Raw genomic sequence first — 26,750 nt, 5'->3', positions numbered from 1 at the left:
CACCTGCTCGGTGATGTCGGTGGCGTACTTCACCACCTTGAAGGGCTTGCCGCTGATGTCCAGGATGGGGTTGTAGGAGGCCTGGATCCAGACCTCCTTGCCGCCCTTGCCGATGCGGCGGTAGCGCCCGGCGTCATACTCGCCGCGGCCGAGCCGCTCCCAGAACTGCCGGTAGGCCGCGCTGCCGCGCTCCACCGGGTCGACGAACTGGCCATGGTGCTGGCCACGGATCTCCTGCAGCGAGTAGCCCAAGGTGTTCAGGAAATTGTCGTTGGCGTTCAGCACCTTGCCGTCCAGATCGAACTCGATCACCGCCTGCGACTTGCCGATGGCCGCCAGCTGGCCGCTGAAATCGGCCGCCTGCTGCCGGGACGCCGTCACGTCCGAGCCGATCATCACGATCTTCACGACGCGCCCCATCTCGTCCGAAACCGGGGCGTAGATCGCCTGGATCCACACCTCCTGCCCGGACTTGGTCATGCGGCGGTAGACGTCCTTCTGGGGCTTGCCCGCCTTCAGCTCGGCCCAATGCCGCTCATAGGCGGCACCCACCGCGTCCACCCCATCCAGCAGGACCTTGTGGTTGCGGCCCACCACCTCATCGGCCCGGTAGCCCAGCAGGTCCAGCAGGATGTCGTTGGCAGTCAGGACGTGTCCGCTCACGTCCATCTCCAGGTAGGCGCTCGACGCATTGATGGCCGCCAGGATGCCCCGGGCGTTCTGACGCTCGACCTCCGCCTCGGTAATGTCGTAGCGCACGCCGAGGTAGCGGATCGGCTTGCCGTTGTCGCCCAGGATCGGGGCGATCACGGCATCGACATAGTACGGCGAGCCGTCCTTGGCGCGGTTCTTGATCACCCCGCGGAAGAGCTCGCCACGGCCGATGGTCTGCCACAGCTTCTTGAAGGTCTCCTTCGGCATGTCCGGATGCCGGGTCGTGCTGTGCGGATGGCCGATCAGCTCGTCACGCGAGTACTTCGACACCTCGATGAACTTCTCGTTCACGTTGAGGATGTCGCCCTTCTTGTCCGACTCCGAGACGATGCTCGTCAGGTTCATGACCTGCGTGCGGACCTTCAGCTCGCTTTCGACCTGGGCCAGGTGCGCCTGCACCGCAGCCAGGCTCGACTCGGCCTGCGCCCGGGCCGCGTCGGCCGCCTCGCGCGCAGCGGCCTCGGACCGCAGAGAGTCCTCCGCAGCGCGGCGGGCAGCCTCGGCGGCGCCTCGTGCCTGTTCCGTTCGTTCGGCTTCCAGGCGGTAGCGTTCGATCTCGCTGCCGGCCAGCAAACGGGCTAGCACTCCGGGTGCGGGGTGATTCATTGGGCGTGTCCTTGGGCGGTGGGGGCGTTGTGGGAGGGGGCGGGGTTGCCGGTGGGGCTGGGGGTTCTGGACGGGGGTCCGCTTTCCGGGCGGCCGGGCGGCGGCATCGTGGCCGGATCGGCCACCACACGCGTGGCCGGGCCGCGGGTGGCAGAAGCGGCGATCTGGCCGAGGGCATCGGCATCGACGATCAGTGCCACCTCGCCGGAGCCGAGGATCGACGAGCCGGCAATGCCGCGCAGGCTGCGCAGCAGCCGCCCGAGCGGCTTGATGACGGTCTGGTGCTGGCCGAGCAGGTTGTCGACCAGCACGCCAAGCTGGCGGGTGCCGCTGCGCACCACGACGATGCTGTGGCGCTCGACCGCGTCCGGCTCCAGCTCGTAGAGCCGCCGCAGGTCAACCACCGGCAGCAGGCGGCCGCGCAGGTCGACGCAGCCACGGCCGTGGGCGTCCACCGCCATCGCGTCCGGGCGGCTGGAGATCACTTCGACCACCGACTCCAGCGGGAAGATGAAGCGCGAAGAGCCCACCCCCACCAGGAAGCCATCGATGATCGCCAGCGTCAGCGGCAGGCGGATCTCCATGCAGCTGCCCTGGCCGGGTTCGCTGGTGATGTGGATGGAGCCGCGCAGCGCCTCGATGTTGCTGCGCACCACGTCCATGCCCACGCCGCGGCCGCTGAGGTTGGTGACCTGCTCGGCGGTGGAGAAGCCCGGCTCGAAGATCAGCCGCAGCACGTCCTCCTCCGGCGGCTGCACCCCCTGCGGCACCAGGCCGCGCTGCCAGGCGCGCTGCAGCACCTTGTCGCGCTGGATGCCGCGGCCGTCGTCGATGATGCGGATCAGCACGCTGCCGCTCTCGTGGCAGGCCGACAGCGTCAGCCGGCCCTGCGCCGGCTTGCCGGCGGCCAGCCGGTCGTCGGGTTTCTCCAGGCCATGATCCAGGGCGTTGCGCACCAGGTGCATGAGCGGATCGGCGATGCGCTCGACCACCGCCTTGTCCAGCTCGGTGTCCGCGCCGACGATCTCCAGCGCCACGTCCTTGCCCAGCTCGGCCGCGGTGTCGCGCACCACGCGGCGAAAGCGCGCGAAGGTGTCGCCGATGGGCACCATGCGCAGCTTCAGCGTGCTGTTGCGGATGCCTTCGATCAGGCGGGAGATGCGCTGGTTGGCCTCGATCAGGCCGCGCTGGCGCGTCTGGCGCGCCAGCTGGGAGGCGCCGGCGCCAGCGATCACGAGCTCGCCGAGCAGGTTGATCACGTCGTCGAGGCGGTGGGCATGCACACGGATGAAACCGCCTTCTTCGCCGCCACCGGGGCCAGCGCCCTCACGCGGCCGCGGCGACGCGGCTGCGGTTGCTGCGGTTGTGGAAGATGCCGCTGCCGCGGGCGCCGCCAGCTGGCGCAATTCGGCCACCGCGGCCTGGAGCCGCTCGTGCGCACTGTCCGCGGGGTGCTCATCGAGTTCCGCCGTCAGGTCTTCGATTTCCAGCTCGCAGTCGTCCCGCACGAACTCGAAGGCGTGCTCGATCTGGCTGCGCTCGACCGCCCCTTCCAGCTCGCACTGCAGCCAGAGGTGGCAGCTCTCCGGATCCATCGCCTCCAGCTCCGGGATCCGTGCCCGATCGCAGGCCACCGGCTCCAGGCGGCCGAGATCGGCCAGGTAGTGCAGGATGGCGAGCGGGTCCATGCCGTTGCGGAATACCTCCGTGCCAAAGCGTGCCGACAGCCGCCAGCGCCGGTGGCCGGGCGGCAGCACGGCCGCGGCGGGGCCGGGGGGTTGGCAAGCCTGCGCGGCCCCCCCCACGCGGTGCCCGGCGGCCTCCTGCAGGCGCTGCACCAGGGCTTGGCGGACGTTCTGGCTGGCCTCGTCGTCGGGCAGCTGGGCGGTGGCCACCAGCTCACGGATGGTGTCATTGCTCTGCAGCAACAGGGTACTCAGGGCTGGCGTGAGCTGCAGCAGTCCGTCACGCACCTGGTCGAGCAGCGTCTCCACATGGTGGGTGAACTCCACCACCCGATGCAGGCCGAACAGGCCAGCCGACCCCTTGACGGTGTGGGCGCAGCGAAACAGTGCATCCAGCCGGTCGTGGTCGTGCGGCAGGTCCTCCAGCTCCAGCAGCAGCTGCTCGAAGGCGGCCACCTGCTCGTTGGCCTCCTCGATGAAGGCCGGCAGCAGCTCAGCGACGAGGTCGTCGTCGGACGTGTCCATGTTCATGCCCCCACCTCCCGTGCGACCTGCTGCGTGGCGAGGTCGCCAGCGCCCAGCCGCTGCAGCGCCTTCAGCAGCACGGGCGAGGGCCGCAGGAGCGCCAGGCGACGCCCCCGTTGCTCCAGGCTGCGAGACAGCGCCAGCAGCAGCTGCACGCCGGCGCCGTCCACCTCTTCAACCTGGTCGGCCTGCACCTGCAGCGGCAGGTCGCCCGTGGCACCGTCCGAGTCCCTCACCCACAACCGGCAGCGTTCAGCCCATTGCGCCACGCTGTAGATCGTCAAATCTGCCCCAAGCACGTGTTCGTCCGTCATGCGCGTGCCCTCAGTTCGGCCACACCCGCGGCGCCGCATCCAGCAGCATCGGCGGGTTGAAGGGCTTGGTCAGCCAGGCCTTGGCACCAGCAGACCTGGCCTGGGCCATGCGGCTGCCGGAGTCCTCGGTGGTCAGCATGACCACGGGCGTGAAGCGGTGGCGCGGGTGCTGCTTCACCTCCTGCAGGCAGGTGATCCCGTCCATCGTGGGCATGTTCACGTCGCTGACCACCAGGTGCACCTTGGCGGCCTGATCCAGCTCCGACAGGGCCTGGCGGCCATCGGGCGCCTCCAGCAGATCGAAGCCGGCACGGTTGAGCGACATCTTCACCAGCGCCTGCAGGGAACTGGAATCGTCGACGACGAGGATGGTTGTGTTCATGGCATGAACCGTTCAGAAGAACACGGCCCGGGCAGCGGACGCCGCCCCGGTCTGAGGGGGCTGGCCGGGGCCGCCGCGATGCTGTTCGCGCTGGTCGCGCATCGTGTAGCCCTGCTGCAGCCGCGCCAGCCACTGCGGCGGTGGCGGCAGCGCCTGGCCCGACTCGACCGAGCCGAGCAGCCGACCCATGCCCTGCTCGATGACGCCAACGATCTGGCTGACCCGGTCCTGGAACTGCAGCCCCACCACCAGGTTCTCGATCGAGCCGCGGATGGCCTGGCCGTGGGCGATCAGCACCTCCGAGCCCTGCCAGAGCTCGCGCATGTGGCCGAGCACCGGCTTGAGCTGCTGCTTGCACTCGGCCAGCAGCGCCAGGGTGCGGCCCCGCGTCCCGGCACCGTCACCGAAGCCGGCGGCATCAAACCGGGCGGCCAGGCCGTGGAGCTCGCCCACCAGCGTGCCTGCGGCCTCCTCGGTGTGCTCCCGGACCAGGGCACGGGGCGGCAGACCGGCCGGGGCCGGGGGCTGTGACCGCCGATGGGAGGGGTTCATCACGGATTGCGGAGGCTCTGTCGCAGGCAATTGACACCCCTCAATCGGGGGGTGGACAGGTTTTCGGCAAGCCGTCTGGCAACTTGAATGAGAAGGGTTCAACAAGAAGCAGGCGCTCGGCCTGCTCCGTGGCGGGCTCCTGCAGCGCGATCTGGGGTGGGCGGCCGGGCAGCCTGCGCCCGTCGTGCCCTGCCGGGCATGCGGGCCTCGGGCCTCGCGCCGCCCGCGCCGCTCACCGGAGGTGGTGCACCTCGGCCTGGCCGTAGACCGGCGTCGGGATGCCCGCCAGCCGCGCCTTCAGCTGCAGCGACAGGAACTGCGAGTAATGCCGGCTCTGGTGCAGGTTGCCGCCGTGGATCCACAGGTGCGGCACCTGGGTGGGCTTCCACATGTTGCGCAGCTCGCCTTCCCAGGGGCCCGGGTCCTTGGGGGTGTCACTGCCCAGGCCCCAGACCTTGCCGATGCGGTCGGCCACCTCGGGCGAGATCAGGTCGTCCAGCCACTGGTTCATCGAGCCGAAGCCGGTGGCAAAGACCAGCACGTCGCAGGGCAGCTCGCTGCCGTCGGTCAGCGTCACGCTCTTCGGGTTGATGCGCTCGATGTTGACGCGGCTCTTGAGCTTGATGCTGCCGTTGGCCACCAGCTCGGAAGCGCCCACGTCGATGTAGTAGCCCGAGCCGCGGCGCAGGTACTTCATGAACAGGCCCGAACCGTCGGCGCCGAAGTCCAGCATGAAGCCGGCCTGCTCCAGCCGGCCGTAGAGGTCGGCCTCGCGCCGCTTCATCTCCTCGTACACGGGGATGTGGAAGGTGTGCATGATCTTGTACGGCACGCTGGCGAAGATGAGGTCGGCCTTGTGGTGGTCGATGCCGTTCTTCATCGCCTGCTCGCTGTACAGCCCGCCGAGCGCCAGCTCCATCAGCGCGGCGCTGGGTGCGATGTGGGTGGAGCTGCGCTGCACCATGGTCACGTCGACATCGTTCTCCCAGAGCGCAGCGCAGATGTCGTGGGCCGAGTTGTTGCTGCCCAGCACCACCACCTTCTTGCCCTGGCAGGCCTCGGGGCCGGGGTGCCGGCTGCTGTGGTGCTGGTCGCCCTCAAAGGTCTCGGCACCCGGGATCTTCGGCACGTTGGCATAGCCCGACACGCCCAGTGCGATCACCAGCTCCCTGGGGTGCAGCACCACGGTCTGGCCATCGCGCTCCACGCTCACGTCCCAGCGCTGGGCGGCCTCGTCGTAGCGGCAGCCCCGGGCCAGGGTCGAGCCCCAGTAGTTGACCTCCATGATCTTGACGTAGGCCTCGAGCCAGTCGCCGATCTTGTCCTTGGGCGCGAAGACCGGCCAGTCGTTCGGGAACGGCAGGTACGGCAGGTGGTCATACCAGACCGGGTCGTGCAGGCACAGGCTCTTGTAGCGGTTGCGCCAGCTGTCGCCGGGCCGGGCGTTCTTCTCGATCACCAGGTGCGAGACGCCCAGGCGGCGCAGCCGCGCCGCCAGCGCGATGCCACCCTGGCCGCCACCGATGATCACCACCTCGGGCTGCACGCTGCGGCCCAGGTGGGCGGCTTCCTCGGCCTTCAGTTCCGACCAGCTCTTGCGGTGCTTGTGCACGCCATGCTCCGCACCGGCCACGCGGTGCTCACCGGTCTTCTCTTCGTGCCCCTTCAATTCCACCATCGAGGTCAGCAGCGTCCAGGCCCTGGGCTGCCCGTTCTCGTCCTTCAGCCGCAGCAGGCCCCGGCCGCGCGACACCCGGGTCTCGAATGTGAACCACGCTTCGGTGACGCCGCCGGCCTCGCTGGCGTCGCCTTCGAGCTGCCAGTTCGAAGGCGCCACGTCGTCCAGCCGCGCGGCCAGCATCGCGCGCACCTGCGCCGGACTCTCCTGGGTGCAGATGTTCCAGGTGAAGCTGATCAGGTCGCGCCAGTAGCACTCGGCACCGAACAGGGCCGCGGCAGCGTCGAGGTTGCGCGCGGTGAGGGCGGCGTCGAAGGCTGCGAGCCAATCGCGCGCAACGGTGTTGGCAGGGGATTCACTCATCGTCTTGTCTCCATCAAGGGTGGCTGGACCGCGGCGCTGCCTTTGTCTTGGCGCGACGGGCCTTGACATAGCGCAAGCTGCGTGCCGCCCGGCCGAGCCGCCTGCGGAGACCGGTCTTGCTGCACTGCCACACCACACCTTCCCCCGCTGCGACAGGGGGTTGCGGCAGGTGCATGGCGCTGGCTGCTGCGTTGCAGCAGCGGCGGACGGCGGTGCGAGGGGCCTGCGCCGCCTGTCACAGCGAGACAGCTGTCACAGCTCGGGTGTGACAGGTGGATCGCCGTCCCCGCCCCCATCCTGGGCGTTGGGCGAGCGCACGCCCAGCCGCGCCATGCGGCGGTACAGCGTCATGCGGGCGCAGCCCCATTGCCGGGCCAGGGCCGAGACGTTCCAGTGCACGGCGCGCAGGGCCTGGCGCAGGGCTTCTGCGTCGTCACCACCTTGAAGGGTGGCGGCGGCAGCGGCAGCGTCGGGGGCGGAGTCGGGGGCCGCTGTGGGTGCCCCGGCCAGCAGCGCGTCGGGCAGATCGGCGCTCTGGATCACGCCGTCGCTGCACACGCTGCGGGCATAGGCCAGGGCGTTGGCCAGCTCGCGCAGGTTGCCGGGCCAGCGGTGGGCGCGCAGCAGGGCTCGGGCCTCGGGCTCCAGCGCCCGCCCGTCCAGCAGGCGGTCGATCATCGTGTCCAGGTCGCTGCGCTCGCGCAGCGGCGGCAGCTGGAAGTGCGCGCCGTTGAGCCGGTAGTACAGGTCGTCTCGGAAGCGGCCCTCGCGCACCAGGGCCTCCAGCGGGCAGTGGGTGGCGGCGATGACGCGGATGTCTACCGCCACCGGCTGGCTGGCGCCGATGGGCAGCACCTCGCGCTCGGCCAGCACGCGCAGCAGCCGCGCCTGCAGCGCGCGGGGCATGTCGCCGATCTCGTCGAGGAACAGCGTGCCGCCGTGCGCGGCCTGGATCAGCCCGCGCTTGGCGCGCGGCCCGGCGCCGGTGAAGCTGCCCGGCAGGTGGCCGAACAGCTCGCTCTCGATCAGGCCCTCGGGGATGGCGGCGCAGTTCACCGCCACGAAGGGCCGCGCACTGCGGGCGCTGGCGGCATGCACGGCCTTGGCGAAGTACTCCTTGCCGCTGCCGGTCTCGCCGGTGACCAGCAGGCTCACGGGGCTGTTGACCAGGCGCGCGGCACGCTCGATCTGGCGGTCCAGCCGCGCATCACCGCCCGACAGCGCGGCCAGTGGCGCCGGCAGGCTGCGCCGGTCGGGCTCGCTACCGGAGAGGCCGCGCGCCGCCGCGGGGGCCCGCACCGCCACCGGGGGCGGCGAGGCCAGCATGAACAGCAGCCGCTCGCCGCCGGCGAGCATCACCGCGCGCTGGTCGGCCGGCCGGGCGGCGACGAAGCGGCCCAGGTCCTCCGGCCGCGCCTCCAGCAACGCGCTCAGCGGCTGGCCGATCAGTGGCCGGCCGCGCAGCGCGGGCAGCTCCTGCAGCAGCAGCTGGGCACGGCGGTTGTGGCCGATCAGCCGGCCACCGGCATCCAGCGCCAGCAGGAAGTCGGGGTTCACGTCCAGGAACTGCGGCGCCGGGCTCAGCCGCAGCACCCAGTCCTGGCGGAAGCGCTGCAGGAACTGGGCGTTCTCCACATGCTGCGCATACACCTTGACCAGCTGCAGCGCCAGGTGCTGGCTGCTCTTGGGCTGGTCGGAGCTCAGCATCGAGATGTCGAGCACCGCGCTGAGCTGGCCGGTGGCGTCGAACACCGGCGCGGCGGTACAGGTCAGCGGGATGTGGGTGGCGTCGAAGTGGTCATCCAGGTGCACGGTCAGCGCCTGGCCGGTGCGGATGCAGGTGCCCACGCCGCAGGTGCCGGCGCGGTGCTCGCTCCAGTCGGCGCCCAGGTACAGGCCGGCGCGCCGCAGGCTGGGCTCGACCACCAGGTCACCGAGGAAGTCCACCGTGATGCCGCGTGCGTCGGTCAGCAGCACGACGTAGCCCATGCCGGCCACCTGCTGGTACAGCGACTCCAGGCCATGGCGGGCGATCTGCAGGAAGGCCTCCATCTGGTCCTGGTGCTCGCGCAGCCGGGCCTGCGGCAGGATCACGGCCTCCTGCATGCGCGTGGGATCGAGCCGGTGCTCCTGCACGCAGCGCAGCCAGGAGTCGCGGATCACCTGCTCGTGCCGCGCCGCGGCGACGGCGCCCACGCCGTCGGCAGCCACCCGCATCACGGTGGCGATGTGCTGGTGCTGGGCTGCGTGCATGGCGGGCGCTCAGGAAGGCCACAGGGCCGGGCCCGCCACCTTCGTGGCAGCGCGGCGCACTGTCAACCGGGGGGAAGCCCCGGGGTGGCGACCCTGGTGAGGCACCATGCAAGCGCCCTCTCCCACGCCGACAGGCTGACGTGGGCGAAGGGGTCTGATCCGCCGCGATCCCCCGGGCGCGGGACCCGGCGTGCTCTCAACCCTCCGGCCCGAGCATGCGCCGCAGGTCCACCCAGGCGTCGAACTCGGCGGCGCTCAGGCCCCCCACCGCCACCGCGGCGTCGCGCAGGCCCAGCCCCTGGCGGTGGGCGTGGTGGGCGATGGCGGCGGCGCGTTGGTAGCCGATGTGCGGCGTCAGCGCCGTCACTGGCATCAGGCTGCGGTCGAGCTGCGCACCCAGCTGCGCGCGCACGGGCTCCAGGCCGACCACGCAGTGGCGGGTGAAGCTGTCCATCGCGTCGGTCAGCAGGCGCAGGCTGTCGAGCAGGTTGGCGGCGATCAGCGGCTTGCAGGTGTTCAGCTCGAACTGGCCCTGGCTGGCTGCGAAGCCGATCGCCACGTCGTGCCCCAGCACCTGGTAGCCCACCATCAGCAGCGCCTCCACCTGGGTGGGGTTGACCTTGCCGGGCATGATCGAGCTGCCGGGCTCGTTCTCCGGCAGGTGGAGCTCGCCCAGGCCGGCGCGCGGGCCACTGCCCATCAGGCGGATGTCGCTGGCAATCTTGATCAGCGCCACCGCCAGCGTCTTGAGCGCGCCGTGCAGGCCCACGAGCGGCTCGTGCCCGGCCAGGGCGGCAAAGGGGTTGCCCGCCACGGTGAAGGGCTCGCCCAGCTGCTGCGCCAGCAGCGCCGCCACGCGCGGGCCGAACGCGCGGTGCGTGTTCAGCCCGGTGCCCACCGCCGTGCCGCCAATGGCCAGGGCCTGCACCGCCGGCAGCGTGTGCGCGAGGGCCGCAGCCGCCAGGCCAAGCTGGGCGTCGTAGCCGCCGAACTCCTGCCCCAGCGTCACCGGCGTGGCGTCCTGCAGGTGGGTGCGGCCGACCTTGATCAGGTCCGCCCAGGCCACGGCCTTCTCCTGTAGCGCATGGCGCAGGCCGGCCAGGGCCGCCTCCAGCCCGCGCACGCCCTGCAGGGCGGCGATGTGCATCGCACTGGGAAACACGTCGTTGGACGACTGGCCGAGGTTGACGTGGTCGTTCGGGTGCACCGTCAGCGGCTGGGTGCTGTCCTGATCCGCCAGTGCCTGCGACGCCAGCCGCGCGATCACCTCGTTGACGTTCATGTGGCTCTGCGTGCCTGAGCCGGTCTGCCAGATCGACAGCACAAAGGCGTCGTCGAACTCGCCGGCGGCCACCCGCGCCGCGGCCTCGGCGATCGCGCTGGCCCGCGGCGCATCGAGCCGGCCGAGCCCGGCGTTGACCTGCGCCGCGGCGCCCTTGATCCGCGCCATGGCATGGATCAGCGCCAGCGGCATGCGCTGCTGCCCTGCCCCGCCGATGGTGAACAGCCGCCGGCTGCGCTCGGTCTGGGCACCCCAGAGCGCCTCGGCAGGCACCTCGACCGGGCCCAGGCTGTCGCGCTCGGTGCGGGTGTTCATGCCGGCTCCAGCTCGCGGGCCAGGCGCTCGCGCAGGACGAAGGGCAGGATGCCGCCATGGCGGTGGTAGTCCGCCTCGACGGCGGTATCGATGCGCAGGCGCAGCAGGCAATGGCTGCGGCGGCCGTCGGCATGCTCGATATACAGCGTCAGCAGCTGGCCGGGCTGCAGGGCGCCGTCGGCCCCGGGCAGGTCGAAGCGCTCGTCGCCCCGCAGGTGCAGCGAGTCGACGTTTTCACCGTCGATGAACTGCAGCGGCAGCACCCCCATGCCGATCAGGTTGGCGCGGTGGATGCGCTCGAAGCTGCGCGCCACCACCGCCCGCACCCCCAGCAGCCGGGTGCCCTTGGCCGCCCAGTCGCGGCTGGAGCCGCTGCCGTACTCCTCGCCGGCAAACAGCAGCGTGGGCGTGCCCTCGCGCTGGTAGGCCATGGCCACGTTGAACAGCGTGTCCACGGCGCCGTCGGGCTGGTGCAGCGCGAAGCCGCCTTCCACCGCCAGCCCCTCGGGCCCCGGCGGCAGCGCGCGGTTGCGCAGGCGCACGTTGGCCAGGGTGCCGCGCAGCATCACTTCGTGCTGGCCGCGGCGCGAGCCGTAGCTGTTGAAGTCGGCCGGCGCCACGCCATGCTGCTGCAGCCAGACACCCGCGGGCGAGCCGGGCAGGATCGAGCCGGCCGGGCTGATGTGGTCGGTGGTGATGGAGTCGCCGAAGATCGCCAGCGCCCGCGCCCCGACGATGGGCCGCAGTGCGGCCGGCGCCAACGTCAGCCCGTCGAGGAAGGGCGGCCTGGCGATGTAGGTGGAGGGCTCCCAGGTGTAGCGCTCGCCCGTGGGAGCGGTGATGCGTGACCACAGCGGGTGGCTGAGGGGCCCCTGGGTGGCCCCCGCGGCATAGAGATCACGGTAGGCGGCCCGGTCCATGGACTTGGTCTGCGTGGTGGCGATCTCCTTGGGTGTCGGCCAGATCTCGTGCAGCCAGACCGGCCGGCCCTGGCCGTCCACCCCCAGCGGCTCACGGGTGAGGTCGATGTCCACCCGCCCGGCCAGCGCAAAGGCCACCACCAGCGGCGGGCTCATCAGGAAGTTGGCCCGCAGCGCGGGGTGGATGCGCGCCTCGAAGTTGCGATTGCCCGACAGCACCGCCGCACACACCAGGTCGTGGCGCGTCACCGCCAGCTCGACCGCCGCGGCCAGCGGCCCGGCGTTGCCGATGCAGGTGGTGCAGCCGTAGGCCACCACCCGGAAGCCCAGGGCCTCCAGCGGTTCGATCAGCCCGGCGCGGCCGAGGTAGTGGGTCACCACGCGTGAGCCCGGCGCCAGCGAGGTCTTGATGTGGGTGGCAACCCGCATCCCGCGCGCCACCGCCTTGCGCGCCAGCAGGCCGGCGGCCAGCATCACGCCGGGGTTGGAGGTGTTGGTGCAGGAGGTGATGGCGGCGATCAGCACGTCGCCATCGCCCAGGTCCTGCCCGCTGCCCACCGGGACGCGCGGCGGGGCCGGCTCATCGGCACGGCCGTAGCCGCCCTCGCCCACCGGCACGCTCAGCAGCTGCGCGAAACGCGCCTTCAGGTCCGGCAGCGCGATGCGGTCCTGCGGGCGCTTGGGGCCGGCCACGCAGGCCGTCACCTCGTCCAGGTCGATCAGCAGCTCGCGGCTGTAGTCGATGTCGCCCGCAGCGGGCATGCCGAACAGCCCCTGGGCCTGGAAGTAGCGCCGGTAGGCGTCCACCTCCGCAGGGCTGCGGCCGGTGGCGGCCAGGTAGCCGGCGGCCACCTCGTCGGGCGGGAAGAAGCCCATCGTCGCGCCGTACTCGGGCGCCATGTTGGCGATGGTGGCACGGTCGGGCAGCGACAGCGAGGCGGCCCCCGCGCCGAAGAACTCCACGAACTGGCCGACCACGCCAAAGCGCCGCAGCCGCTCGGTGACCACCAGCACCAGGTCGGTGGCGGTGACGCCCGGGCGCAGCTTGCCGCGCAGGTGCACGCCCACCACATCGGGTGTCAGGAAGGACACCGGCTGGCCGAGCATGCCGGCCTCGGCCTCGATGCCGCCCACACCCCAGCCGACCACGCCCAGCGCGTTGATCATGGTGGTGTGCGAATCGGTGCCCACCAGCGTGTCGGGCAACAGCAGGTCGCCGCGGCGGATCACCCCGCGCGCCAGGTGCTCCAGGTTGACCTGGTGCACGATGCCGATGCCCGGCGGGATCACCCGCACGTTGTGGAAGGCCTGCTGGCCCCACTTGATGAAGCGATAGCGCTCCACGTTGCGGCGGAACTCCAGGCGCATGTTCAGGTCCAGCGCATCCACCTCGCGGAAGTGGTCCACCTGCACCGAGTGATCCACCACCAGGTCCACCGGCACCTGCGGCTCGATCACCCCAGCCTCGTGGCCGAAGCGCACCGCGGCATCGCGCATGGCCGCCAGGTCGCACAGCAGCGGCACGCCGGTGAAGTCCTGCAGGACGATGCGGGCGACGATGAACGGGATCTCATCCTGCCGGGGCGCTTTGGGCTGCCAGCGGGCCAGCTGGCGCACCTGCTCCGCGGTGACCCGGCGGCCGTCCACGTGGCGCAGCAGCGACTCCAGCACGATGCGCAACGACACCGGCAGGCGTGCCAGCGCCGCGGCACTCACACCGAGGTTCAGGTCAGGGAGGGCCCCCAGGGCATGGAACTGGGCGGTACGACCCTCACCGAGGGTGAGGCTGCGCAGGCTGTCTGCGGGGCGGAGGGTCAGGGACATGAGCGTCTCCCGTGGCAACTGCCGGGGCACATGCGCAGGACAGGGCACCGGCAGGAGGAGAACGCGAGGCAGCGCGTTCCGGGGCTGGTCGGCCCAGTCGGCGAGCGATAGCGGGTCAGCCGGGCCATTCTGAACCGTTTGGCGTGGCCGTGCTGCCGGCCCAGTGGGAATGGCGCGTGGTTCGGGCGCTTGAACGGGCATGGCGGATCGGCGGGAGGTCATGCCGACTCTCCAGCCGCGGTATCGAGCAGCGGCAGCACGAAGCAGGCGTGGCGGCCCAGGTGCGTCCAAGCCACCCCCTGTCCGGACAGGAGCAGGCGCGCGCCCTGCACCGCGGTGGCGGCCAGGGCAGTGGCTGCGTTGGCCCGCAGCACGATGAAGTGCAGCCGGCGCCCTTCCCGCGTGAGCGTCAGCTCCGCCCGTGGCCAGTGCGAGGGCAGGCAGGGCCGCAGGCAGAGCTGCTGGGCCTCCAGTTGCAGCCCGAACAGGCTCTCGATGGCCGCCCGGTGCAGCCAGGCGGCCGCACCGGTGTACCAGCTCCAGCCACCGCGCCCCACGTACGGGGGCTGGCTGCAAACGTCGCCGGCCATCACGTAGGGCTCCAGGCCGTAGGCCGCCCCCCAGACGGGGTGCTCACTGCGGTGCGCCGGGCTGAGCAGGGTGAAGGCGCGGTAGACCTCGTCCCCGGCGGCATCGCAGGCCGCCGCCGATCCACCTCGGGCGAGTTTGGCCAGGGCCATCAGCGCCCACACGCCGGCGTGCGAGTACTGGCCGCCGTTCTCGCGCACCCCCGGCGGGTAGGCCTGGATGTAGCCGGCGCTGGGCTGTGCATCGGTCAGCGGCGGATCCAGCAGGCGGATCAGCCCGGCCCGGTCGTCGATCAGCCACTGCCGCACTGCAGCCATCGCGGCCATCTGCAGGTCCGGCTCGCCCGCGTGCGACAGCACGCTCCAGGCCTGGGCGATCAGGTCGATGCGGGCCTGCGCGTTACGCTGTGAGCCTAGCGGCTGGCCGTCGTCGAAAAAGGCGCGGGTGAACCAGCCGCCGTCCCAGGCCGTGGTGTTGAGCGCCTGGCGCCAGCCAGCGGCGGCGGCCTCCCAGCGGTCGGCGCGTTCGGCCTCGCCGCGCGTGCGTGCCAACGGAGCAAAGCCCGCCACCACCGCGCAGAGAAACCAGCCCAGCCACACGGACTCGCCCTGCCCGCCGCTGCCGACCCGGTTCATGCCGTCGTTCCAGTCACCACTGCCCATCAGCGGCAGGCCGTGGGCGCCCACGGCCAGGCTGCGGTCGATGCTGCGGGCGGCGTGTTCGAACACGGTCGCCTCTTCCTGGCTGGCCGTCGGGGTGTCGTAGACATCCTCGGCGCCAGCGGGGATGGCCGCGCCGACCAGGAAGGGCACGCGCAGCTCCAGCAGCGCGGCGTCCCCGGTGGCCCGCAGGTAGTGCGCGCAGGCCAGCGGCAGCCACAGCAGGTCATCGGAGAAATGGGTGCGCACGCCCGCGCCGGAGGGGGCGTGCCACCAGTGCTGCACGTCACCGGGGGCGAACTGGCGGGCCGCGCAGCGCAGGATCTGCTCGCGCAGCATCGCCGGTGCGGCCCAGGCCAGCGCCAGGGCGTCCTGCAGCTGGTCGCGGAAGCCCGTGGCGCCGCCGGCCTGGTAGAAGCCGGCCTTGGCCCACATCCGGCACGACACGGTCTGGTAGAGCAGCCAGCGGTTGACCAGCACGTCCAGCAGCGGGTCGGGGGTGACCACGGTGACGGCGCCCAGCAGGTCGTCCCAGTGCGCGCGGCTGCGTGCCAGGCGCTGGCCGGCCGGCTGGGCGGCCGCCTCGGCGGCAAGCCGGCGTGCGCCGGCGGCATCGTCGGCGTGGCCGAGCAGGAAGACACGCTCCGCGTGCCCCCCCGGCGCCAGCGTGAGGGAGGTGGACAGGGCCGCGCAGGGGTCCAGCCCACCGCCGGCGCGCTGGCCGAAGTGGTCGGGCAGGGTCAGGCAGCCGCGCGCGTCGAAGCACTCGCGCCGGTCGCAGGTCCAGTCCGGCATCGCGCCGGGAGGGTCCGCCGCGTCGGCCAGCGCCAGGAAGGCCGTGCGGCCGCCGAAGCCCGCCGAGTGGTCCTGCTGCGTGGCCAACAGGGCCGTGAGCCGCTTGCCCGAGGAGGCCCCGTCCGTCAGAAGCTCGCGGTGCAGGGCAGTGTGCACCGTGAGGCGGTCGGCCAGTGAGGCGCCCATCTGCCATTCGACCAGGCCGACCAGGCGCAGTGCGAGGCTGCGCCTGCCGTGGTTGACCAACCGCAGGCTCACCTGCTTGACGCGGGTCTGCGGGTCCACGCACCAGGTGGTGGTGACCTCCAGCGCGTCGCGGCGGTGGCGGATCACCGTGCTGCCCGCCTCGTGGGTGACCTGGTAGGTGGCCAGGGGATCGCCCCAGGCCGACGGCGCCACGTGCCAGACGGCCAGCGTGCGGGTGTCCTGCAACAGGAACCACTCGCGCGGCGGGTCGGCCACCGGGTCGTTGGACCAGGCGGTCAGCTGGTGGAGCCGGCTGTTGACCGCCCAGGTGCAGCCGGCACCGGTCTCCGAGACCTGGGTGCCGAACCCGGGGTTGGACAGGACGTTGATCCAGGGCCGTGCCGGGCGCTGGGCGGCGCTCACGTCGAACTGGTAGGCGCCCCGCTCGGGCAGGAACCGCCCCGCGGGGGCCCGCGTCGGGGTGGCGGGCAGCGGGTCCGGGTCGGCCTCGGCGTTGGGGGTGGGACCGGCCACGGTGCAGCCCGCCTCGCGCAGCCGCGCCGCGCCGGCCTGCTCGTGCTGGTCGGCCCAGGCCTGCACGTGGTGGTGCAGCGGCCGGCCGTCGGCGTGCAGCTGCAGGCGCGCCAGGTGCCGCAGCGTGCTGAGCACCTCGTTGCCCACCTCGTCGGCGCGCAGCACCTGCAGGCTGGATGTGGCCGGCCAGCCGGGCAGGTTGTCGTCGCTGAGCGAGCGCTGCTGCAGCGCCGCCAGGGCATGCGCCAGCGCCATCTCGTAGGACACCGGTTCCATGTTGAGCACCACCACGTCGCAGGCGATGCCGCCCCAGGACCACAGCCGCAGCGCCTGCGCCAGCACGCGCAGCAGGCCCAGTCCCTGCGGCGTGCCCACCGTGACGAGCAGGATCGGCCGGTCCCCGGAAATGCCGTGGGCCCAGAGCAGGCGGCGGTCACACCCGCCGGTGTGCTCGGGCGGCAGGCAGGCGGCCTCGTGGCGTACGCGGGTCAGCCCCGACACCAGCGCGGTGGTCAGCCGCTGGATGGCGGCAAAGTCCTCGGCTCGGGTCTGCAGGGCGCGCAGGCGCACGCCTGCGAGCGTGGTCGACATCAGCGAGGCACGTTCCACCTGGCTGCTCTGGCGATACTTGTCGATCACCGCCTGAAGCGTGCCGGCCTGGTCGCTGGCCGCGGTGGCAAAGGTCAGCCGGGCCAGGCCGGATGGAGGCAGGCGCAGCCGTACCGACAGCGCGCAGACCGGGTCCAGCCCGGTGGCCAGCGCCACCCCGGGCTCGACCCCGCGGGCGGCCTCGCAGGGGCCGTCGGGCATCGTGGCGCCGTGCAGGGGGGGCGCGACGAGCTGCGCCGCGGGGCGGTCGACGGCGCGGTTGCGTCCGGCCCAGAGCTGGCGGTCGGTCTGGATCTGCAGCTCCAGCAGTTGCGGGTCGGTCTCGGCCAGGAAGTGCGCCATCTTCAGCGCCGGCTCGCTGGGCAGGCGGGGCGTGCGTTCGAACAGCAGCGCCTGCTGCGCCGCCTGCCAGCGCGAACTCACGAACAGGTTGGCAAAGGCGGGGTGGGCCTCGTCGGCCAGCGGCGGCGACAGGCTGACCTCGAAGGCCGAGATCAGCTCGATCTCGATGGGCCGGTCGCCAAGGTTGTGGAGTTCGACCCGGCGCAGCTCGACGTCGTCCTCCGGGCTGACCCAGACTGTGGTGCGTGCCGTCAGGTGGGGCCAGTCGGCGTCGAAGCAGACCCGGTCGGCGTGGAAGACGCTGCGGTAGCGCGCCGCGTCGTCCGGCGCCGGGTGGCTGGTCAACGAGACCACCGGCGCATGGCGCTGGTGCCGCAGGTACAGGAAGCTGCCCAGCGCGTCGCGCAGGGCATCGTCGCGCGAGCGCGTCAGCCCCACCGGGCCGCAGCGGCTCCAGCCGGCGCCGTTGGGGCGCACCGTGACGCTGTAGTGCCCGTTGGACAGCAGCTGGGTGGGCGGCACCGCCTCGGCGTCGGGCCGCACTTCACGCACCAGGCTGGCAGACGGGCCTGCTCGGACCGGCACCGGAGGGATCGGCGGCGGGGCGGTGATCACCGGCACCTCCCGCGGTGCGCGTTCGTGCAGGAGCGGGGCCACCGCCTGGAGGTAGGCGTTGCCCATGCCCCAGCGCCGCGCTGCGCCGTCCAGCAGCAGGTTGGCCAGCGCGACGATGGTCATGCCCTGGTGGTGGGCCATGAAGGTCTGCACCGGCGTGTGGCCGCCGCCCGCGATCTGGCGGGCGGGGGTGAAGTCCAGCGCCTCGATGAAGCCGTAGGTCGAGCGCGCCCCCAGCGTCTCCAGCGTGGCCAGGTTCTGGCAGGCCCGGTGGGGGGCCAGGCCGGCGGCCAGCACCGTGGCATAGGGCGCGACCACCCACTCGTCGGGCGGCGTGCGGCGCAGCGCCAGGCGCGGTACGCCCTGCGGCGCGTACTGGTAGGCCAGCGTGTGGTCGTTGGCCGCGTAGGCCGACTCGGAAACGCCCCAGGGCAGCCCGTGGGCCTGCGCCCAGGCGACCTGCTCCTGCAGCGCCGCGCGGCAGGCCTCGTGCAGGACGCTGCCCTCGGGCTCGTCGAGCACCAGCCCGGGCATGAAGTACTCGAACATCGAGCCCGACCAGGAGCGCAGCCCCGCCGTGCTGCCCACGGCACAGGCCGGCCGGCCCAGCGCCGTCCAGTGGCGCAGCGGCACGTCGCCCTTGGCAATGGCCAGCAGGCTGGCCAGGCGCGACTCGGAGGCCAGCAGGTCGTAGCAGGCCGGGTCCGGCAGACCGTCGGCCACCCGGTGGCCGATGTGCAGCAGGTGGCGGCGGCGGTCGTACAGGAAGCTGAAATCCGCCTCCCAGGCCAGCGGCTCGAAGGCCTCGGCCAGCGCCAGCAGGCGAGCGGACTCGGCCGGGCGCTCTGTGGCCAGCGCCCACTCCCGGCAGGCCTGAGCCACGGCCAGCAGGTGGCCGCTGAGGTTGCCGCTGTCCACCGTGGAGACGTACATCGGCAGCAGCGGCGCCAGGGTGCGCGTGTCGTACCAGTTCAGGAAATGGCCACGGTGGCGCTGCATCTGCCGCAGCGTGCCCAGCGTGGCCTCCAGGCGGACCAGCAGGTCGGCGGTGTCGATCCAGCCGAAGCGCCGCGCGCAGGCCGCACTCAGCAGGTACAGGCCGATGTTGGTGGGCGAGGTGCGGTGCGCCAGGATGGGGTGCGGTGCGGTCTGCAGGTTGTCGGGTGGCAGGTGGTGGTCCTGCGCACTCACGCAGCGCTCGAAGAAGCGCCAGGTGTCGCGCGCCAGCGCGGCCAGCATGCGCCGCTCGGCCACGCTCGGGGGCTGGGTGTCATCCGCCAGCCCGGTGCGCAGCCGCGCCATCGGGCCCATGAGGCTCGCGGTGGGCCGGCTGCCCCACCAAGTCCACAGGGGCGCGCAACCCCACAGCAGGCCCAGGGCAAAGCTCAACCCTGGGTACGGCGTGTCCAGGGCCCAGGCCGCAGCCAGCAGGACGGCGGCAGCCATGGGCTCCGCGGCATGGCGGCGCAGCGTGCCGCGCAGGCTCGCGGCGGCCGCCGTGGCGGTAGCGGCCTGCGCCGCTTCGGCCGTGGTCCACTGCAGCAGGTGGCGGCGGCTGATGCCCAGGCGGTACAGGGCCCGCACGATGGCGTCGGCCGCCCCCAACGCATCCTGCAGCAGCATGGCGAACTGCCACAGCGCAACGCCCAGGGCACGCAGCCAGTCGGTGACGACCTGGCGGTAGAAGTGCCGGCGCGCCACCTTGCGGCGCGACGGCGTGCTGCCCGCCAGCGCCCCCATCACCGGCCCGGCGCCGAAGGCCAGCAGCACCAGCAGCAGTGCGCGCCAGGGCGACACGCCCGAGCCCGCCAGCGCCAGGCACAGCCCGGCCAGCGCGGCCGGCGACACCAGCGAGCGGCGCAGGTTGTCCAGCATCTTCCAGCGGTTGACGGCCCCCAGCGGCCAGCGCCGCGGCTGCAGCAGGAAGGGCAGCAACTGCCAGTCGCCACGCATCCAGCGGTGGCGGCGCGAGGCCGCCACGTCGGCGTGCGACGGCGGCACCTCGACCACCGCGATGTCGCTCAGCGCGGCACAGCGGGCCAGCGCCCCTTCGAGCAGGTCGTGGCTCAGCACCTGGTCCTCGGGCAGCCGGCCACCCAGCAGCGCATGCACAGCCTGCACGTTCAGTAGGCCCTTGCCGGCAAAGCTGCCCTCGTCGAACAGGTCCTGGTAGAGCTCCGAGGTGGCGCTGCTGTACGGGTCGATGCCGCAGGGCCCGGCGAACAGCCAGTGGTAGGGCGTGACCTCGCGGGCCGCCGGCAGGGGCGCCGCCACGTGCGGCTGCAGGATGGCAAAGCCGCTGCGAACGCGGCGCCCGTCGGCCTCCAGCCGGGGCAGGTTGTGCGGGTGGGCGGCCACGCCCACCAGCTCGCGCAGCCGCCCGGGCGGCAGCCGGGTATCGCTGTCGAGCGTGACGAGGTGGCGCACCCCCGGGGCGATGCGCGAGGTCCGGCCCAGATCGAGGAAGGCGCCTGGCGCCCCGGTTGCCAGCTGGCTCACCAGCCGTTCCAGCTTGCCGCGCTTGCGTTCCCAGCCGATCCAGCGCTGCTCGGTCGCACTGAACTCGCGGGTGCGGTGCAGCAGGATGAAACGAGGTGCATCGGCCTGCGCATCAGCTTCAGCGTCAATGTCAGCCCGTTCACTGCGACAGTGCCGGTCCAGCGCCTCGACCTGCGCCACCGCATCGGCCAGCAGGGCCTCGTCTCCAGGGGCCTGCGGCGCATCGGCGTCGGCCCAGTCGGTCAGCAGTGCGAACTGGGCGCAGGGTTCCGGGTTGGCCAGGTGGTGCAGGTGAAGCTGGTGCACCAGGGCGCGGGTGGAGGCCGGACTGGACAGCATCGCCGGGATCACCACCATCACGCGGTGCGCCGGCGGGATGCCGCCGGCCAGCGCCAGGCGCGGTAGCCGCCGCGGCAACACCGACTCGCCGATCAACCGGTTGATGAGCGCCACCACCGCCTGCGAGGCCGGCAGCGCCAGCAGCCCGACGGTAAGCACCGTCCACCCCGTCCAAGCCACCGTCCCGCTGCCGTCGCGCAGCAACCAACCGGCGGCGGCCAGCGTGCCCAGCAGCAGGGCCCCCAGATAGGCCGGCAACACGACGCGCTGCCGGGCGCGGCGCCACGCCGGGGCCACGCCCACCGGCAGACCCAGCGCCTGGGCCAGCGCGGGCCAGCCCTCGCCGTTCAACCAGTGGGCAGGCCCCAGCTCGTGGGCGGCCGCGTTGCCCTGCTCATCGGCGTCGGCCGTGGTCATCAGCCCCAGCAGCGCCCGCGCCACCATGATCTCGCTGCATCGGCTGCGGCGAGCGATTCGTTCGATGGCATGCAGGGTCTGATCCCGGGTGCGGGTGTGCTCGGCCTCGAACAGCGGCGAGCCCAGCATCACCTGCATGAGCTGGCTGGCACGGGCCACCAGCTGGGTCCAGTCGACTTCGCCGATCAGGCGCAGCGATGTCACGGCGTTGCCCACGCTCAGGTTGTCGGCAGCCAGGTCGGCGTTGTGCTGCGCCAGGGCGGCGGGCGGGTCGGGCAGTGCCTGGTGCAGCCAGGCGCGCAACGGCGCGGCCGGGTCCCCGCCATGCTCGCGCAGCCGCAGGGCCAGCTGGGCGAGGAACACGGCGCCCACGCCGCGGCGGTTCATGGCCGCCAGCAACTCGTCCAGCGGGACGGGATGGCAGGCGTCGAGCCGGTCGCAGCAGAGATTGGCCGCCTCGCGTGCGGCCTTGTGGGTGGCCACGCGCTCGGCCAGGCGGCGCAGGTTCTCCATCAGCACCACCCGCAGCGTGGTCGGCAGGGCCCAGATCTCGCCGAGCGTGAGTTCGCAGCTCTCCTGGTAGGCCGACAGGAAGTGCAGCAGCAGCTCCTCGTCAAAGGCGCCATCGCTGTGGGCCACAAACGCCCAGGCAATCCCGTAGACGCGCGGCAGGCCCGCCAGCGGCTCGTCCAGCAGCACCGGCAGGGCGCGGTAGTAGTTGCGCGGCAGGCCCTCGTGCACCGCCTCGAACTGCGCCTCGATGAGGTGGAAGTTGTCCAGCAGCCATTCGGCAGCCGGGCTGATCTCATGGCCGGCGCGGGCCTGCGCGCTGATGAAGCGGTGGGCCTCGCGCAGCACCCGGATGTTGCTGCGCAGGCGCGGGAAGAAGCTCGCGGCATGCCACGACGGCGTGGCCGCCCGGTGCGTGGCACCCAGGCTGCGACCATGGGCGGCCAGGCGCTGCGGCCCGAAGATCTCCGCGCGCAGCGGCGGCAGCAGCGCGCCGCGCGAGGCCTCCAGCAGGGTCTGCAGGTCGGTCCCGGCCTGGGGGATCAGGTGTTTCAGCCGTGGGAACGCCATGCCTCAGGAGACGGCGATGACCACGGCCAGCAACAGGCCCGCCACCAGCCAGGCGGTCATCGCGCGTGCCGCAACGATGCCGCGCAACGCCTGCATGGCGCAGGACAGGGCCGACCAGCGGCCGTGGCGCCCACGGCACAGGCTCAGGTGCTCGCCGAGCGCACACAGCTCCTGGGGCGTGGTGTCAGGTGCCCGTCCGAAGGAGGAGGTGCTCCAGCAGGGGCTGCGCGCAGGGGTCGTCGTCATGGGGTCCTTGATGGCAGGGGCAACGTACCTCGAGGCCTCTGCTGGGATGGCGGCAGCGCCACCATCAACTCTTGAACATAGGCGGTCGCGCCGCGCAGGTCGGTGCGGCGGCCCACATAGGGCCACGGTGCACCACCGCACATACGAGGGACTGCAGGACGTTGGGTGGCTGATCGGCCGCCGTCGGGCTGCTCCAGTGGCTGGGCCCGGGCTTCCTCCCAGTCTTCGCCACCGCACCAGCGCTGCAGCGGGTCAGGGAACGACCATTGCACGACAGCCACCCCGGACCGCATCAACGGATGCAGTCGGGCACATGCACGATAGGTATCTTGCAAGAAGCTCTCGCAGGGGCAAGGTCATGTCCAGGCATTCCCTGGCCCCGGCTGCGGACTCGGCTCGACAACGTGGTCATGACCGGGATTGAGTGCCCTCAATCGGTACACGGTCGAAAGCGTCGAGCATCTGGGCCGGGAAATGGTCCAGGAGACTGCTGTGAAGAAAAACTGGCTGGTGGTGGCGAACAGCGCACGTGCGCGGGTCCTCGAGGTCGAGGCCGGCCTGGGGCAGTTCACGAGCGTGGCCGATCTCGTGCACCCGCAGAGTCGCATAAAGGGCGTGGATCTCGGTGACGACCGACCGGGGCACGTCGAAGGACAGGGGCACGGCCTGGGCAGCGCCGCCTACGTTGCGCGCACCGATCCACACACCCGCGAGCAGGACCGCTTCGCCCGCGAAGTGGCCGCCTGCGTGAACGACGGAGTGGCGAACGGGCGCTGCGTCGGCGTCACGCTGGTGGCCTCGGATCCCTTCATGGGGCGCCTGAAGTCGCACCTGAGCCAGCAAGCGCGCAAGCTCGTGCTGCGCACCTTCGAGGCCGACTACACCACGCTGCACGACGCGGAGCTGGCGCAGCGGCTGCTGACACACGGTTGAGGCCTGCCCAGGATCCACCTCGCTTTGGTGGGATCGGGGCGGGTCGGCCACATTCAACGGATTGGCAGCGGGCGTGAGGTTCTCTTTGCCTTCGCAACCTGTCCGCTCGGCAGCGCTGGTACTGCCCTGGCTGGTTTGGGGAGCGCTGCGGGTATGCCCGGCACCGGAGGGCTTGGCGGTATCTGCATGGCATTACTTCGCCGTGTTTGCTGCGGCGATCACCGCCTTGGTGGTTACCGGGTTGCCGGGCGGAGCGATCGGCTTGATGGCGCTGTCCTTCCTCACCGCGACGGGCGCGGTGCACGACGACCCGGCCGAGTCGATCGCCTGGGCGTTGGCGGGCTTTTCGGACCCGACGGTCTGGCTGACCTTCGGCGCCTTCCTTTTCGCCATCGGTTACCGCCGCAGCGGCCTTGGGCGGCGCATCGCGCTGATGCTGGTGCGCCGGCTGGGCCGCCGCACGCTGGGCCTGGGCTACGCAATCGCGCTGGCGGATCTGGCGCTCGCGCCGGGAACCCCTTCGAACACCGCGCGCAGCGGCGGCACGATCTACCCGATCGTCAGCCAGATCCCGCCCTTGTACGGCAGCACGCCCGGGGCCGGCGAGGGGCGCATCGGCAGCTACGTGATGTGGACCGCGTTCGCCTCGACCGCAGTGACCAGTTCGATGTTCATCACTGCCCTGGTGCCCAATGCCGCGGCGGTGGCGATGGCGCACAAGGCCACCGGCGTGTCGGTGGGCTGGCTGCAGTTCGCGCTGGGTTTTGCCCCGGCGGGCATCCTGCTGCTGCTGCTCGTGCCAGCGCTGTCGTACGCCCTGCTGCGCCCCAAGGTGGGAGACTCCAGCGCCACCGTCGAGTGGGCCCACGGTGAGCTGGAGGCAATGGGGCCGGTGACGCGCGCCGAGTGGACGATGGCCGCGCTGGTGCTCTTGGCGATCTGGCTGTGGGTCACCGGCAGCCAGCCATACCTCGGCCTGCCGTGGCCGGGAGCGGGCTCGCTGCATCCGGTGACCGTGGTACTGGTGGCCGCTTCGGCCATGCTGCTGCTCGGCGTGATCACCTGGGACGACCTGACTGGCGACCGCGAGGCCTGGGGGGTGTTCCTCTACTTCGCGACGGTGCTCACGCTGGCCGACGGCTTGAGCCGCACCGGTTTCATCGGCTGGTTCGCGCAGCGTGCCTCCGCACCGCTGCACGAACTCGATCCCCGGCTCACGCTGGTCGCCATGCTGGCGCTGTTCTTCTGGAGCCACTACCTGTTCGCCAGCGTGACCTCGCACGCGCTGGCGGTGCTGCCGGTCGTTCTGGCACTCGCGCAGGGCGTGCCGGGGCTGGACGCGCCGATGCTGGCGATGCTGTGCGTCCATGCACTGGGGCTGATGGGCGTGATTTCGCCCTATGCCACCGGCTGCGCCCCGATCTATGCGGCCAGCGGCTACCTGGGTCGCAGCATGTTCTGGGCACTTGGGGCCGGCTTCGGGATGCTGTACTTCGCCGCACTGCTGGGGGTAGTCTGGCCGTGGCTCACCTGGGGGCCGGTGTGGCGCTGACTGCGCCCGCCTCCGCCTTGGACCCGCCAGCCCGCTCGCCCGCTCGCTGGCGCAGCCCACGACCTCGATGCCGGACTGAGCCACCTGCAGAGCACCCAGGGCGTGCTGGATGGCAGGGGAATCGTCGATGATCAGGACGCGCAGGGACGTGGCGAGCTCGGGGACTTGAGCCATCCATCATGGCCAGGAATGTCCGTTCCGGCTTGCACGCACCCCATCGGCCGAGGGACCGGCGCAAGCGCGCGCCCGGCCCGACATCGCAGCAGTTGAGTGCTCTCAACGCATTGCGCCGTCGTGCGGCCAAGATTGTTGGCATGAATGCCAAGATCCTCCTGTTCGACGATGCCGCCCACCGCAAGATCGCTGACGGCGTCGACATCCTGGCCGATGCCGTGATGCTCACCCTGGGCCCGCGTGGACGCACGGTGTTGCTACAGCAGCCGTTCGGCGCGCCGACGGTGGTGAACTCGGGCGTGATCGTTGCGAAGGCGATCGAGCTGGAGGATCCGTTCGAGGACATGGGCGCGCAGATGGTGCGGGAGGTGGCCCTGCGCACCAGCGAGATGGCCGGCGACGGAACCACCACGGCAACGCTGCTGGCGCGCGCCATGGTGCGCGAGGGCATGAAAGTGGTGGCCGCGGGCATGAACCCCATGGACGTGCGCCGCGGCATCGAGCAGGCCACACAGCGGGTGGTCGAGGCGCTGCGGCAGCTGGCGCAGCCCTGCCGGACATCGGCGGAGATCGCCCACGTGGCGGCGATCTCGGGCAACAACGACCGCTCGATCGGCACGCTGATCGCCCAGGCGATGGACAAGGTCGGGCGCGAGGGCGCCATCACGATCGAGGACGGCACCGGTGTGGCCAGCGAGTTGCTGGTCGTCGAGGGCCTGCAGTTCGACCGCGGTTTCCTGTCGGCCTATTTCATCACGCAGGCGGACAAGCAGCAGGCGGTGCTCGAGGATCCGGTGATCCTGCTGGCCGACCGCAAGATTGCGACGGTCAAGGACGTGCTGCCCGCGCTCGAACTGGTGGCCAAGGAGGGCCGCCCCCTACTGATGGTCTGCGACGAGCTCGAAGGCGAGGCCCTGGCCACGCTGGTGGTCAATCACCTGCGTGGTGTCGTCAAGTGCTGCGCTGTGCGCGCGCCCGGATTTGGCGACCGGCGGCGCGACATGCTGGAGGACCTGGCGATCCTCTCGGGCGGCCAGGTCGTCAGCGAGCAACTCGGCCTGTCGATGGAGCAGGTGACCCCCGAGCGGCTGGGACGCGCCCGGCGTGTCGAAGTCAGCAAGGATCACACCACGGTAGTCGGTGGTGGCGGCGATCCGCAGGTGATCGCAGAGCGCGTGGCGCAGTTGCGGCGCGCGATCGAGGACAAGGCCACCACGAAATACGATCGTGAGCAGCTCGAGCAGCGCGTCGCCAAGCTCACCGGCGGGGTGGCCGTCCTGAAGGTTGGGGCAGCCACGGAGGCCGAAATGAAGGAGCGCCGCATCCGCCTGGAGGATGCCTTGCACGCCACGCGTGCCGCGGTCGACGAAGGCATCGTGCCCGGCGGCGGGGTGGCGCTGCTGCGCTGCCGACGGGCGCTGGATCAGGCGCAGGGGGCGAACAGCGACATCGCTGCCGGCATGCAGATCGTGCAACGGGCGCTCGAGGCGCCGCTTCGCCAGATCGTGCGCAACGCCGCCGAGGAGGATTCGGTGGTGCTGGGGCGTGTCGCCGCCGCCGAAGGAGCCTACGGCTACAACGCCAGCAGCCGTGAATACGGCGACCTGCTGGAGATGGGCGTGATCGACCCGGCGAAGGTCACGCGCCTGGCGTTGCAGAACGCGGCCTCGATCGCCAGCCTGCTGCTCACCACCGGCTGCATGATTGCCGCCAAGCCGGCACCGTCAGGCGCTGCGACGCCGCCTGCCGCCGATCTGTACTGATCTGAT

General features: G+C 71.7%; 13 protein-coding genes and 1 pseudogene. 3 read left to right on the top strand and 11 right to left on the bottom strand.

All coding sequences use genetic code 11. The features are described from left to right. From NGK70_RS26625 to NGK70_RS10650, 11 genes and pseudogenes are all read right to left on the bottom strand, one after another. Positions 1 to 1,320 (bottom strand): annotated as a pseudogene (locus NGK70_RS26625) (PAS domain-containing protein); the annotation flags it as partial. After that, a complete protein-coding gene (locus tag NGK70_RS10695; protein ID WP_251973209.1) occupies positions 1,317 to 3,536 on the bottom strand; it encodes a chemotaxis protein CheA in 2,220 nt (739 codons plus the stop codon). The gene NGK70_RS10695 and the pseudogene NGK70_RS26625, both read right to left, overlap by 4 nt. After that, positions 3,533 to 3,844 (bottom strand): STAS domain-containing protein, encoded by a 312-nt coding sequence (locus NGK70_RS10690; RefSeq protein WP_251973208.1) that lies wholly within the window; start codon positions 3,842 to 3,844, stop codon positions 3,533 to 3,535. The genes NGK70_RS10695 and NGK70_RS10690 overlap by 4 nt, the downstream gene beginning before the upstream one ends. Before the next feature lie 10 nt (positions 3,845 to 3,854). Continuing rightward, complete coding sequence (locus tag NGK70_RS10685; protein WP_251973207.1) at positions 3,855 to 4,226, bottom strand: response regulator; 372 nt, start codon at positions 4,224 to 4,226, stop codon at positions 3,855 to 3,857. Between the two features lie 12 nt (positions 4,227 to 4,238). Beyond that, positions 4,239 to 4,778 carry a hypothetical protein gene (locus tag NGK70_RS10680; protein WP_251973206.1) on the bottom strand — a complete coding sequence of 180 codons (540 nt, stop codon included), beginning with the start codon at positions 4,776 to 4,778 and terminating at the stop codon, positions 4,239 to 4,241. A 232-nt stretch (positions 4,779 to 5,010) separates the two neighbouring features. After that, entirely contained in the window at positions 5,011 to 6,819 is a 1,809-nt protein-coding gene (locus NGK70_RS10675; protein ID WP_251973205.1) for a flavin-containing monooxygenase, read from the bottom strand. A 252-nt stretch (positions 6,820 to 7,071) separates the two neighbouring features. Then, positions 7,072 to 9,072: a sigma-54-dependent Fis family transcriptional regulator gene (locus NGK70_RS10670; RefSeq protein ID WP_251973204.1), complete on the bottom strand. Its 2,001-nt coding sequence runs from the start codon at positions 9,070 to 9,072 to the stop codon at positions 7,072 to 7,074. A gap of 196 nt (positions 9,073 to 9,268) precedes the next feature. Further along, the gene (locus NGK70_RS10665) at positions 9,269 to 10,669 is read right to left on the bottom strand and encodes a class II fumarate hydratase (RefSeq protein ID WP_251973203.1); all 1,401 of its coding nucleotides are present in this window, start codon (positions 10,667 to 10,669) and stop codon (positions 9,269 to 9,271) included. Further along, a complete protein-coding gene (acnA, locus tag NGK70_RS10660; protein WP_251973202.1) occupies positions 10,666 to 13,413 on the bottom strand; it encodes an aconitate hydratase AcnA in 2,748 nt (915 codons plus the stop codon). Before acnA ends, NGK70_RS10665 begins: the two co-directional genes overlap by 4 nt. Before the next feature lie 218 nt (positions 13,414 to 13,631). Continuing rightward, positions 13,632 to 22,076: a glycoside hydrolase family 94 protein gene (locus tag NGK70_RS10655; RefSeq protein WP_251973201.1), complete on the bottom strand. Its 8,445-nt coding sequence runs from the start codon at positions 22,074 to 22,076 to the stop codon at positions 13,632 to 13,634. 3 nt (positions 22,077 to 22,079) lie between these two features. Further along, a complete protein-coding gene (locus tag NGK70_RS10650) occupies positions 22,080 to 22,322 on the bottom strand; it encodes a hypothetical protein (RefSeq protein WP_251973200.1) in 243 nt (80 codons plus the stop codon). A 420-nt stretch (positions 22,323 to 22,742) separates the two neighbouring features. Here NGK70_RS10650 and NGK70_RS10645 point away from each other — a divergent pair, with 420 nt between their 5' ends. From NGK70_RS10645 to groL, 3 genes are all read left to right on the top strand, one after another. Next, the gene (locus tag NGK70_RS10645; RefSeq protein WP_251973199.1) at positions 22,743 to 23,255 is read left to right on the top strand and encodes a host attachment protein; all 513 of its coding nucleotides are present in this window, start codon (positions 22,743 to 22,745) and stop codon (positions 23,253 to 23,255) included. Between the two features lie 73 nt (positions 23,256 to 23,328). Continuing rightward, complete coding sequence (locus NGK70_RS10640; RefSeq protein ID WP_251973198.1) at positions 23,329 to 24,807, top strand: DASS family sodium-coupled anion symporter; 1,479 nt, start codon at positions 23,329 to 23,331, stop codon at positions 24,805 to 24,807. A gap of 314 nt (positions 24,808 to 25,121) precedes the next feature. Beyond that, a complete protein-coding gene (gene groL, locus NGK70_RS10635; protein WP_251973197.1) occupies positions 25,122 to 26,744 on the top strand; it encodes a chaperonin GroEL in 1,623 nt (540 codons plus the stop codon). Positions 26,745 to 26,750 lie beyond the last annotated feature (6 nt).

This window comes from Sphaerotilus microaerophilus, from assembly GCF_023734135.1.
GTDB classification, from domain to species: Bacteria; Pseudomonadota; Gammaproteobacteria; order Burkholderiales; family Burkholderiaceae_C; genus Sphaerotilus; species Sphaerotilus microaerophilus.
Note: the sequence above shows the minus strand (reverse complement) of the source record. Positions and strands in the feature narration are given on the sequence as shown.